This window comes from Streptomyces sp. NEAU-W12 (genome assembly GCF_026242095.1).
Classification (GTDB): domain Bacteria; phylum Actinomycetota; class Actinomycetes; order Streptomycetales; family Streptomycetaceae; genus Streptomyces.
In genome coordinates this window covers 1-11,824 of the sequence record NZ_JAPJDM010000058.1, presented here as the reverse complement: position 1 = coordinate 11,824, position 11,824 = coordinate 1, and the positions used below count along the sequence as shown (strand labels likewise).

8 protein-coding genes and 2 pseudogenes are annotated in these 11,824 nt (G+C 68.3%); 3 read left to right on the top strand and 7 right to left on the bottom strand.

Annotation, left to right across the window (positions count from 1 at the left end):
* Positions 1-311: 311 nt before the first annotated feature.
* Positions 312-731, top strand: coding sequence for a hypothetical protein (locus ORI94_RS34470; RefSeq protein ID WP_266082954.1), 420 nt, complete (start codon positions 312-314; stop codon positions 729-731).
* A 46-nt stretch (positions 732-777) separates the two neighbouring features.
* Entirely contained in the window at positions 778-3,438 is a 2,661-nt protein-coding gene (locus ORI94_RS34465; protein ID WP_266082952.1) for a DEAD/DEAH box helicase, read from the top strand.
* 47 nt (positions 3,439-3,485) lie between these two features.
* Here ORI94_RS34465 and ORI94_RS34460 read toward each other — a convergent pair whose 3' ends face one another.
* From ORI94_RS34460 to ORI94_RS34450, 3 genes are read right to left on the bottom strand one after another with little or no spacing between them, the layout of a single operon-like run.
* The gene (locus ORI94_RS34460) at positions 3,486-4,061 is read right to left on the bottom strand and encodes a DUF6262 family protein (RefSeq protein WP_266082950.1); all 576 of its coding nucleotides are present in this window, start codon (positions 4,059-4,061) and stop codon (positions 3,486-3,488) included.
* On the bottom strand, positions 4,058-6,667 hold the full coding sequence (locus ORI94_RS34455) for a tyrosine-type recombinase/integrase (protein ID WP_266082948.1): 2,610 nt from the start codon (positions 6,665-6,667) through the stop codon (positions 4,058-4,060). Before ORI94_RS34455 ends, ORI94_RS34460 begins: the two co-directional genes overlap by 4 nt.
* Positions 6,649-7,791: a tyrosine-type recombinase/integrase gene (locus ORI94_RS34450; RefSeq protein ID WP_266082946.1), complete on the bottom strand. Its 1,143-nt coding sequence runs from the start codon at positions 7,789-7,791 to the stop codon at positions 6,649-6,651. Before ORI94_RS34450 ends, ORI94_RS34455 begins: the two co-directional genes overlap by 19 nt.
* Before the next feature lie 379 nt (positions 7,792-8,170).
* Here ORI94_RS34450 and ORI94_RS34445 point away from each other — a divergent pair, with 379 nt between their 5' ends.
* Positions 8,171-9,088, top strand: a complete 918-nt coding sequence (locus ORI94_RS34445) for an IS5 family transposase (RefSeq protein WP_266082944.1) — start codon at positions 8,171-8,173, stop codon at positions 9,086-9,088.
* Here ORI94_RS34445 and ORI94_RS34440 read toward each other — a convergent pair.
* From ORI94_RS34440 to ORI94_RS34425, 4 genes and pseudogenes are all read right to left on the bottom strand, one after another.
* On the bottom strand, positions 9,045-9,596 hold the full coding sequence (locus ORI94_RS34440; protein WP_266082956.1) for a hypothetical protein: 552 nt from the start codon (positions 9,594-9,596) through the stop codon (positions 9,045-9,047). The genes ORI94_RS34445 and ORI94_RS34440 overlap by 44 nt on opposite strands.
* 163 nt (positions 9,597-9,759) lie before the next feature.
* On the bottom strand, positions 9,760-10,236 hold the full coding sequence (locus tag ORI94_RS34435; RefSeq protein WP_323056120.1) for a hypothetical protein: 477 nt from the start codon (positions 10,234-10,236) through the stop codon (positions 9,760-9,762).
* A 58-nt stretch (positions 10,237-10,294) separates the two neighbouring features.
* A pseudogene (locus tag ORI94_RS34430) lies at positions 10,295-11,716 on the bottom strand (NF041680 family putative transposase).
* Positions 11,713-11,824 (bottom strand): annotated as a pseudogene (locus tag ORI94_RS34425) (IS5/IS1182 family transposase); the annotation flags it as partial. The pseudogenes ORI94_RS34425 and ORI94_RS34430, both read right to left, overlap by 4 nt.

Below are 11,824 nucleotides of genomic sequence, written 5' to 3'. Positions count from 1 at the left end.
CCGGCGCGGAGTGTGATGTGCACTCGCCTGCTTGAGGGGTTGTCAGATGTGGCTAGTGGGGGTTTGTAGTAAGAGAGTTGGGGAGTCCTGCAGACACTCCTGGGCGGGTCCGCTGCGCTCCTCCGCCTGGCGGTTCTTTCGGCTGCGCCTCCAGAACCTTGGGACCTGCTGACGCGGGCGGGCTGGCCGTGGGGGGTGGGGTTTGCTCGTTCGTGCAGGTTCTGGTGTATCGCGTATCCCGACTAGATGCAGCATGTAGTATTGGCGGAAACATGGGACACCATACGTTGCGGAGTGATGAAGTGCAAAGTGTGCTGACGCTGCTTGGAGCAATTCTCGGTGGAACTCTGGTTCTCTTGGGTGATTTCATTCGAAGCAGAGTCGAAAGGCGCAAAGAGGAAGTGAATCGACTCGTAGAAGTAAGTGCGCGACTCTCCTCCATGTACAACCGGATGTGTGGGCAGATACTAGACGCTTCCAAAGCTGGTGTAGCGGTGTCAGATCTGGCCGTTGCAGATCCTCTCCGCTACGAAGTAACGACCCAGTTTTTCATGACTCCTGGTAGTGAGCAGCTCCGCTCTCAGGCTTCCCGTCTGATGGATGCGTACTACCGGCTTCGGGATTCATATGGCCAGGATTCAGCCTGGGTTGCAGCTCGCGATGAACAGGGCTTTGCGGTGCGCGAGTTCGAAGCTGCTGTTCGTGTCATCCTCCACCGCAATCACATCTGACGTTCTGCTGGGTCTTCGTCATTGCCGAATTAAGGAGGTAGGGTGGATGTCTGTGATTCAGCTCAAGGAGCACCAGGTAGACCAGAAGTCGAGTTTCCGAAAGTGGGTCGGATTTCCTGCAAGGTCATCTGTGCCTGCTCGGGGTGCCCGTGGCACGATCGTGTCAGCGACCGGCTCCGGAAAAACGATCATGGCTGCCGCGAGCGCGCTGGAGTGCTTCCCCGAGGGCCGGATCCTCGTGACCGTGCCAACCCTGGACCTGCTCGTGCAGACCGCCCAGGCGTGGCGCCTGGTGGGCCACCGCGCGCCCATGGTGGCAGTGTGCTCGCTGGAGAACGACCCGGTGCTCAACTCGCTGGGGGTGCGCACCACGACCAACCCGATCCAACTCGCGCTGTGGGCCGGGTCGGGGCCCGTGGTCGTGTTCGCCACGTACGCCTCTCTCGTGGACCGCGAGGACTTCGACGACCCGGCGGGCCAGGGGAAGGTTCGCGGGCCGCTGGAGGCCGCCCTGGCGGGCGGAGACCGGCTGTACGGCCAGCGCATGGGAGATTTTTCGCTCGCCATCATCGACGAAGCCCACTCAACCGCAGGCGATCTTGGCAGGCCATGGGCAGCGATCCACGACAACACCCGCATCCCCGCCGACTTCCGGCTCTACCTCACCGCCACCCCACGCATCCTCGCCTCACCCCGACCGCAGAAAGACACGAACGGCCACGAGCTGGAGATCGCGTCGATGGGCCAGGACTCCGATACCTATGGGCCGTGGCTGGCCGAGCTGGGACTCTCGGAGGCCATCGAACGGGAAATCCTGGCGGGGTTCGAGATCGACGTCCTGGAGATCCGCGACCCCTCCCCCGTCCTCGGGGAATCAGAGGAGGCGCAGCGAGGCCGGCGCCTGGCCCTGTTGCAGACGGCGCTCCTGGAACACGCCGCCGCGTGGAACCTGCGTACGGTCATGACCTTCCACCAGAAGGTGGAGGAGGCAGCGGCGTTCGCGGAGAAGATGCCGGAGACGGCCGCGGAGCTGTACCTCAACGACGCCTCCGACGACGACCTCGCGGCCGCGGACCGGCTGCCGAAATCGTCCATCGACACGGAGTTCTACGGGCTGGAGGCTGGCCGCCACGTCCCGCCGGACCGCGTGTGGTCGGCGTGGCTGTGCGGCGACCACCTCGTGGCCGAACGGCGCGAGGTCCTGTGGCAGTTCGCCAACGGCATCGACGCCTCGGGCCGACGAGTGCACCGCGCGTTCCTCGCGAGCTGTCGCGTGCTTGGGGAAGGCGTCGACATCACCGGCGAGCGCGGGGTCGAGGCGATCTGCTTCGCCGACACCCGCGGCTCCCAGGTCGAGATCGTCCAGAACATCGGCCGCGCGCTCCGGCCCAACCGCGACGGCACCACCAAGGTCGCCAGGATCATCGTGCCCGCCTTCCTCCAGCCCGGCGAGGACCCCACCGACATGGTCGCCTCCGCCAGCTACCGCCCCCTCGTAGCCGTTTTGCAGGGCCTACGCAGTCATGATGAACGACTCGTCGAGCAGCTCGCCTCCCGTGCCCTGAGCAGCGGGAAGCGCAAGGTACACGTCCAGCGCGATGAGGACGGGCAGATCGTCGGGACCGGCGGCGAGGGCAACGGCGAGGACCAGGAGCAGGACGACACCGACGCCGCTGCCGAATCCGCCCTGCTCCACTTCTCCAGCCCCCGCAACGCCGCCACGATCGCCGCGTTCCTGCGCACCCGGGTGTACCGGCCCGAGTCCCTGGTCTGGCTGGAGGGCTACCAAGCCCTCATCCGGTGGCGGAAGGAGAACGAGATCACCGGGCTCCACGCCGTCCCCTACGACGTTGAGGTCGAGGTCGGGGTCACGAAGGCATTTCCGCTGGGGCGCTGGGTCCACCAGCAGCGCAAGGCCCTACGGGCCGGAGAGCTGGAGGAACGGCGCAAGACCCTGCTGGACGCGCCGGAGGCCGGAATGGTGTGGGAACCCGGCGAAGAAGCCTGGGAGACCAAACTCGCCGCACTCCGCTCCTACCGGCAGGCCACAGGCCACCTCGCCCCCCGGCAGAACGCCGTGTGGGGCGAGGGCAACGAGATGGTGCCCATCGGGCAGCATGCCGCCAATCTCAGGCGGAAGGGCGGCCTGGGCAAGGACGCGGAACGGGCAGCGGAGCGCGCGAAACAGCTGGTCGCGATCGACCCGGACTGGAACTGCCCGTGGCCACTGGACTGGCAACGCCACTACCGCGTCCTCGCCGACCTCGTCGACGCCGACGGCCACCTGCCCGACATCGCACCCGACGTACTGATGGACGGCGACGACATCGGACGGTGGCTCCAGCGGCAGACCCAGCCGACCGCCTGGGCGCAGCTGTCGAGCGAGCAGCAGGAGCGGCTGACCAAGCTGGGCATCAAGCCCGTCCAGACGCCGTCTCCGGCCCCTGCGGCCACGCGTGCGACGAAGGGCCCGAGCAAGGCACAGCAGGCCTTCCAGCGCGGCCTGACCGCCCTCGCGCAGTGGATCGAACGGGAGGGCCAGAGGCCGGTTCCTCGCGGCCACAGCGAAGAGATCGCGGTCGACGGCGAGGCGGAGCCGGTGGCTGTGAAACTGGGTGTGTGGGTCTCCAACACCAAATCGAGGCGGGACAAGCTCACCCAGGACCAGATCAACGCACTGCGGAAGCTGGGCATCGACTGGATCTGACGGTCGTCGGCCAGGCCCCACTCGTTTGGCATCGATCCGAGGCTGGGTCAGGGGCGCGGGGGTGGGGTGGTGAGGTACGGGACGAGTTGGGCTTCGAGGTCGGCGATGCGTTTGTCCCTGAAGCGGTTGTTCTGGCGGGCGCTGGTCAGTCGTTCTTGAATCTGCTGGTTGTCCTGGGTGAGTTGTCGTACGTGCTGCTTCAGCGTGGTGTTCTCGGTGACGATGCGCTGAAGTGAGCCTTCGGGGAGATTGTGTTCGAGGTCGCGGATCTTGCCGAGGAGTTCTGCGATGCGGGTGCGCTGGGTGCGGATTTCGCGCTGGGCTTGGATGAGTGCGTCTTCGGCGTTGAGCGCACGTTCCTTCCAGGCGGGCTGGGCGCGGCTGGCGCTGCTGGAGCCTCCGGGATGAGGGCTGGTTGCGCGGTTGGCCTGTTCGATAAGGTCTCTGGCCTGCTGGTTTTGGTAGAGGAAGGTGCGTGAGACGCGGGCTGTACGGGCGAGGGCTGCGACGGTGACAGGCGTGTGGTCGCGGGCTGCGGCCGTCAGGGCGGTCTGGAGGCGTTCGAGCATCTCCTGGGTGGCTTGGCGGCGGGCTTGGACGGCCGCGTCGGTGCGGGGGCTCATGGCTGTCCTGTGGTGTCGTCGGGGGCCTGCAGTGCGGCGAGGTCTCGGGCGCGGAAGGCGGTGCTCCAGGTGCGGTGGAAGTAGTCCTGAGGGCGCCGCAGGTCGAGGGTGAGGGCTTCGTCGAGGATGCCGAGGGCGGCCAGGGCCTCTTCGAGTCCTTTGATGGCTTTGGCGGTGGGTTCGAAGACGGTGTGGAGGTAGTCGGCGGTGGCGTCGTCGGGGGCGTTCTCGGCGATGGAGCGCCACTGTTCGGCTTTGCGTCGCCAGTAGAGGAGGTCTGCGCCGGAGAGGACGAAGTTGTCGCAGTTCTCGCAGTCGAGTTTCCAGGGGCAGGCTCCGCCGTCGACGACGGGTTGGTAGGTGCAGAATCCCCCGTCGGCGGGGGTGCTGCGGCGGGAGAGGTCCAGGGCCAGGGCAAGAGCTGTCTCGCGGTCGATGGGGGTGGTGTCGCCGGAGAGGAGTTCGCCTGGGTGGGGTGCGCCGGGCCCGGCTACCCAGACGGTGTTCAGGACGTCTTCGAGGTCGCTGTTGGTGATCTTCACGTAGTGCTCGGCCATGCGTTCGGAGAGCTGGCCGAGGTAGCGGCGGATGTGGGTGAGCGTGGCGCCGGCGCGCAGCAGGTTGGTGGCCAGGGTGTGGCGGGCCTGGTGGGCGACGTAGGCGCCGCCGAGGTCGAGGTCAGCGATCCAGGTTTTGAAGCGCTGGTTGAAGTGTCCGTAGGAGATCGGCTGTCGGCCGTTGGGGTTGCGGATGCGGGAGGGGAACAGGGCCAGGCCGGGGCGTTCAGCGGCTGTCGGGGTGCGGCCGTAGCGCTTTTCGAAGCGGTGGAGTGTCTTGGTGCGGCGGGCATCGAGGCACTGGTAGACGGGCTCGGGGATGCGGATGCCCTCGTTGTAGTTGCCGACCTTGGTCTGGTCGTGCCACAGCATTGCCAGGCCGCGGTAGCGGCCGATGCAGTCCAGGCGCAGTCCGACGACCTCGCTGCAGCGGCGCCCGGTGGCGACGATTGTCTCCCAGATGTCCCGCAGGCCCCGGTCGTTGAGGTCGAGTTCCTCCAGGCGGCGCAGGTTGGTCTCGTCGGTCAGGGCGCGGGCGACGTCGTCGCTGAAGGGGTTGCGGGAGCGCTGTTTGATGCCGGTGCCGCCGAAGGGGATAGCGGTAAGGAAGCCGGTGTCGATGCCGAGGCGTTCGGCGTGGCCGGCGGTGATGGCGCTGTAGAGCAGCTTGCGGGCTTGGTTGAAGACGAATTGGCAGCTCAGATCGGTGACGGTGGGGGATCGTCCGTCGACCAGGACCATGCCCAGGGACGGCAGGCCGTGACGGGCGCGGTGGCGCTGGTCGGCGACGAACCGCTCGGCGTGCTCACGCCGCAGCGCGGTGGGGTCGTGGCCGGCGTCGGGGGCGTCGGCCTGGAGAAAGACACCGAGTTCGACGGCGGCGCGGCGCATCTGGTCGAAGGGGCCTCGGGTACGGGGGCACTGCGGGGAACGGAGCAACTCGGCGAGATGGTCCCAGAGCAGGTCGCGCAGCCACCGCTGCGGTACGGCGGTGATGTCGAAATGGCTCTGGGCGTTCTTGAAGCGCCGTCCGAAGTGATCGGTCTCCAGGAAGCCGGCGTCCTTGGTGTCCAAGGGGCTGTAGTAGACGCAGCGCAGACCGTTGATGATCTCCCAGATGATTTTGCGGACCTCGGAGTCCATCTGCTTGCGTGTCAGGCCTGCATAGCCTTCATCGTGCAGGTCCATCAGGGACGTGATGCTGCCCCGCCAGCAGTATCTGACGAGATTCCTGATGCCGTTGGTGCTCCACTCGGAGTGCTGTGCGGACTGGGCATGGGCGTGCAGGCCCCACTGGATCTCTGCCCTCAGCAGCGGGGGCAAGCCATGAAGGTTGACCAGCCCTGGCTGCGTGACCGGCTCCGCAGTGGCGCACCAGGCGCGGAATGCCTTCTCGTCGCCGTAGGTCACCGGGAGCGGCCGGCCGTCCTTGAGGGGACCGCGTGAGTTCTGCGACCGGGCTCCTCCCGGACGGTTGTCGATCTTGTACCGGTTCAGGTGCTGCAGACACAGCCCCAGTGAAGTACAGGCCAGGAACGGGCACCGTGCCGTGCACAGGCCGTAGCCGGGAAGAGGGTGCTGTGTACGGGCCCAGTGCTCGAACCGGCCCTGGTCCATGCCGGCGGCCTCGCCGTACTGCCATCTGGTCTGGTGCTGCTGGCACAGCCGGGTGGTGGGACTGACCGCCGGGCGGTCGGGACAGATCAGGCACCGGCCGTAATCCACTCCCCGCGCGGCGGGCAGAGCACTGGCCGCGTCCATAAAGGCGCGCTTGGCCTGCCCCGTCCGCTCGGCCTGCTCCCACTCCAGGTTGTGCGTGTTACACAGGTTGTGGCTGACCCGGCGGATGCGCAGGCAGCCGTCAACGGCGCACTGCCAGGCGTAGACCGGGTGGTAAGGCGGGATGAAGATCAGCGTGTCGCGGAAGAGCGGGTCGAATGCGGGGGCCTCGATGATGGCTGTGAGCAGTTCGAGCCGGTCGCGGCCGATGCGGGTGGTGTCGGTGCGGCCCGGCAGCAGCGTCAGCGGGATCACGGCCGTGTCCCCCACACCTGCTCCAGCGCCGCGGTGAAGACCGGGTCGTGGACGTCCACGTGGCCGTAGACCTGCTCGACGGTCGCGGCCGAGGCCCAGCCGCCGGCCTCCCGCGCGATCACCGCGTTGCCCCGGGCGGCGTCCAGCACCGCGGTGGCGAAACTGTGCCGGAAGGCATGCGGCACCACCCGGCCCATCTCCCCACGGGCCGCGGCACGGCGCAGCATGCCCCGGGCCGCGGCGGTGGTCCACGGCTGCCCGCGGGAAGGGCCGTGCAGGCTGACCAGGAGCATGCCGTGAACGGACTGGGCGGGGTACTGGGTGGTGATGTACTCGAAGTAGGTGTGGATCATCGCCTGGCTCGCCCGGCGCACCGTCCCGCCGCACACGGTGTTGTCCTGCCAGGTCCAGGGTGTCTTGGTCTTGACCCGGGCCCGGTTGGCGCTGTCCTCGCGGTGACAGATGTGCACGTGCGGCCCCCGGCACTGACCGCACGCGGCCTGCTCGCGCAGGTGCAGGTCGACCAGACGCAGCCCGCACAGCTCACCGACCCGGAAACCGCCGTCGGCCAGCCACGTGACCACCATCCGGTCCCGCGCACACGACACCGCCCCCAGCAGCACCTCCCGGGCGCCTTCCGGCAGCATCTTTGGATGCCGACGCACCCGCTCCGCCGGAGCCAGAGGGTTCGCGGGCATGCTGTGCAGGACGTGCCCGATCATCGCCCGCCGCCTATCCGCCCGCGTCGGCAACCGCGTCACACGCAGCGCCTCCGCCAACGGCGGGTTCACGCCCCGGATGCCCACGTGGAGGTAGAAGCCCTTCAGACAGGCCGCCGCGGTCTTCAACGCACTGTGTCCGTACGGGCGTTTCCCCTCCCGCCACGGCAGTCCGAACGGCCCCGGATAATCCGCCCCCAAAGCCGCCATGTAGTGCCGCAGATCCTCAAACGACACCGACTCTGTGTCCAGGCCCGCGAACCGCAGCCACCGCAGATGATCCACCAGCACATACGCATACGTACGGTCCGTACCCGCCCGACAGGTACGCAGGAACCCGTCCGCCTCCGCCACCACCGAGCAGTCCGTGTCCACGACCGTGTAGGACACCCGCCCGCCGGCACGGACGATCTCCTGCACCCGTAACTCCCCCACCACCAACCGAGCACCCACCCGCGTGCCGCCCCTCTCCGGGCCCAGGACCGCTCCAGCAGCGGTGCCTCAGCCCGGAGTCCACACCCCTCCCCCACACCCGCGGACCACTCCACGCGAACGTCCCACACACCCCAGCGGCGGTTGGTAAAGTCCGTCACCCTCACACGCCAGAACGCCCCCTCGGGTCACGTTAACGGCAGGCATCATCAGAGACCGACGGGTAAGTAGTTGTTGTCTTTCCGATCTTGAGAGATGCGCGTCGAACGGGAGTCCCGATTGGGTGATCGTGGGGCGCTTGGCGCATACGGACAGGGCCTCCTGAACAGCTCGTTGGTGTCGAATCACCGAGCAGCAGGAGGCCCTGATGCAGCAGTCTTCCGTGCCGACGGCCGGGCAGTCCAGCTTGGTCACCTGGGAGTGTGGCTGCCTGGCTCACCGGTTCGGAAACGCCGCCGACAACGGGTCGCGGCAGCCGCACTACCCGACGGACATGACGGACGCGGAGTGGGCGGCCGTCCGGCCGTTGCTGCCGGTGCCGGGCTGGATGCGCGGTCGCGGCGGCCGGCCGGAGGCGTACTGCCACCGGGCTGTACTCGATGCGATCCGCTACCTCGTGGACAACGGCATCAAGTGGCGGGCGATGCCGGCCGACTTCCCGCCGTGGGACCGGGTATACGCGTTCTTCCGCCGCTGGCGCGACCATGGCCTGGTCCAGGAGTTCCACGACCGGCTACGTGCGCAGGTCCGCGAGAAGGCGGGCCGTGACGCGGAGCCGACGGCCGCAGTGATCGACTCGCAGTCGGTGAAGGCGGACGCTGTTGTCGGTGCGGACAGTCGCGGGTTCGACGGCGGCAAGCTGGTCAACGGGCGCAAGCGGCACGTCGTGGTCGACACGCTCGGCCTGCTGCTCGGGGTGATGGTCACCGCCGCGGACACGGGCGACCGCGCCGCTGCCCGGGTGCTGCTTGAGCAGGTGGCCGACACGCATCACCGCCTCGCCCTGGTCTGGGCCGACGGCGGTTACACCGGCAGCCTCGTCGAGTACTGCCTGGCCACGCTCGCGCTGGTCCTGGCGATCGTGAAACGCAGCGACGACATGCGCGGCTTCGTGGTGCTGCCCAAGCGGTGGATCGTCGAGCGCCTCTTCGCCCACCTGATGCGCACCCGCCGCCTGGCACGCGACTACGAGCGGCGCACCACCAGCGCCGAGGTGATGGTCTACTGGTCGATGACCCTGCTCATGACCCGCCGCCTTGCCCGCTCACGCCCGCAGCAGGCGTGAACCGGCCCGGCGCGGGTTCGGCCAGCCAGCCGCGCGCGACCAGGCGCTTCGCCTTCGAGCGCAGCGCCTCCACCCGCGCCGGCACCACGTCCATGCCGAACATGGCGGCCATCTCCTGGCAGGTCAGCGGCCCTTGACCGAGCCGGCACCGGTCCGCGAGCACTTGCAAGATGCGCTGGTAGTCCACCGACAGCACCGACCTGTCCAGCCCCTCACGCCACACCGGCACCTGCGACTTCGCCTTCGCCGCATCCGGCACCTGCGAGGTTTTTCCGGTCTGCTCCTCGGCGGCCTGCGCGGTCCGATCGGCCCGGGCGTGGTCCTGCATGGGTTCGTCCGCCGGGGCCAGCACCTCGCCGACCCGCGAGCGGGCAATAGCCCACTCCTTCCATTCCCGCTCGACCGCGGCCAGCTCGGCCTGGATACGGTCGGCCTCCTCCCGCAGCTCGTCCACACGACGGCGAGCACCCAGCTCGCGCTGTTCCAACAGCCCAACCACCGATGGCATCCACGACCTCCCGGGCAGCGACAGCACGACAGGCCACTACTCCCACGGAACCGCCGGCCCTACGCCCGACCAGCGGAAACGCAGTCTTCAACTCCGGAAAGACAACAGCTTCTTAGCTTGTCATTTAACGGTCGACGTCGAACGCGCGCTTCCCGCTGGTATGTCAGTCCCAGGCGTTGAAGAGGACTCCGCCCAACGTGGTGATGCCGTAGAAGCGGACCTCACGCCACTCGCCCTTTGTGAGCACTGAGGTGTCCACGTCGGAGAGCGGTGTGGCGAGTCGTTCGCTGCTCAGGACCGTGAAGCCCGCGTCGGTGAAGGCGTCGGCCCACGGCGACGGCGCGAGGAAGTCCTGTCCGTACCAGTCCCGCCGTGCCTTGACGAAGGCGACCCAGGGGTGGTGAGCGTGGCACAGGACAATGTTCTCGCCCTCGCGTCCGACGACCGTTGCGGTGTGGAAGGTCCGGGGGTACACCTGTTCCTCCACCTCACCTACTTTGCCTCCAGTAACGTGGGCAGCGGCATACAGAGCGGCGCGGAACGCCGACAGGTCAGTCTCGGGAAGCGGGCCGTCCTTGGGCCAGTAGAAACCCGTCGCTCCCCGCGGCAGCGCGAAGCCGTCGTTCCCTTCATTGACCATGCCGCTCATTCTGCCTGGCGCGAGGCACATCAGTGTTCAGAGGTGTTGAGCTGCCGGTTCATGCTGCGCGTCGCGGTTTGGTGCCCACCTTGTGGTGTGCGGGGCGGGCGAACGCTTCGCCTGTGGCGAGCACTCTGCCCACGTCATAGCGGGTGGCCGGACGTCGGTTCTTCGAACCCGGCGGCCTGCCGGGCCCGGGACGGGAGGGTTTCGGTGCACCGGCCGGTGAGCCGGCCTTCGTGCGCAGGTTTCTGAACCCTCTGCGGACGCGGGCGGGTGTCAGCTTGTTCGGCTCCGTCGGCTTCTCCCAGGGCCTGCGGAGGTCGGTGGCCAGCGGGCGTGCGAGCCGGAGCTGGGCATAGGCGGCGATCACGAGCCAGGTCCATCGATCGGCCGCTTCCGAGCTGCGAAGCCGGGGCTTGGTCCAGCCGAGGGTCTGCTTGAACAGGCGAAATGTGTGCTCGATGTCGAAGCGGCGGAGGAAGGACTGCCAGCAGCGGTCGACGTCCGCTTCGGTGGCGCCGGTGCGCGACCACCACAGCCAGACGGGCTTGTTGACCCCGCCGCTGGGCAGCTTCTGAACGACCAGGCGGATGACGGTGCCCTCGATGATGGGCAGCGGCCCGTCATGGGCGAGTCAGGCGGCCCGTCGGGTCAGCCGCGGGTGCAGCCGGTCCCACGCCTGCGCGGCCGCCTTCCCGTAGAGCCGGGTGTCCGTGACCGTCACGGCCTGCTCGGTGCCCCAGGTTGCGGGGTCGCCGAAGACGAACTCGCCACCGTGCTTGGGCGGCCGGCCGCCCTTGGGGTTGGCCAGGTGGAACTCTTCACGGGAGGGCGTCGGACGCCGCATCATGCGATCGGACCGGAGCCGGCCGAGGATCTCGACGGGCAGGCCATCCAGCAGGTGGGCGATGCGAGGGGCGTCGTATCCGGCGTCCAGCACGACCAGGACCTCCGGGTCTCCCGGATTCCACTGGCCGGCGGCGACCAGCCGCTCGACGACCTCACGGATCTGCACGGTGGTCACCGCGGCGACGTCAGCGCCGGGCTCCAGGCGGACCGCGTCCAGCACCGCCGTCCAGGACGTGCGGCCGGTCTCCAGCGCGGCCACCACCGAGTACGGCCAGCCGGGCACCATCTGATGCTTGCCCTCACCCCGCCCGAAGGTGTGGCAAAAGGCCCGGTCAGCACACGTGTTGCCGTCCGGACGCAGCCACGGAGAGACATCCACCGCCAGCACGAGCCGACCGTCCGCCGCCCGCGGCAACGGCACCCCAGCCAGGGCACGACGCAGCCGGGCCACGTCGATCCGGCCCTGGTTGAGCCCGGCGTACAGAGCCCCGTGCCCACGGCGGTGCTCGGGCGCGAGCGCGAGATCAACCAGCGTCCGCACCGGCCCGTCCGTGCACAGCAGCGCGTCGCACAACTCGAACAACGCGTCGCCCCGCGCGGTCAGACACGGAGCCTTTTCCAACCTCATGCCGAGGCGTGATGAAGGACGAGGACGGCCTGGACGATCGCGGTGATGCGGTTGGTGCTGCAGCGGAGCTTTCGTAGGAGGCGCCAGCCCTTCAGCGTGGCCATGGCC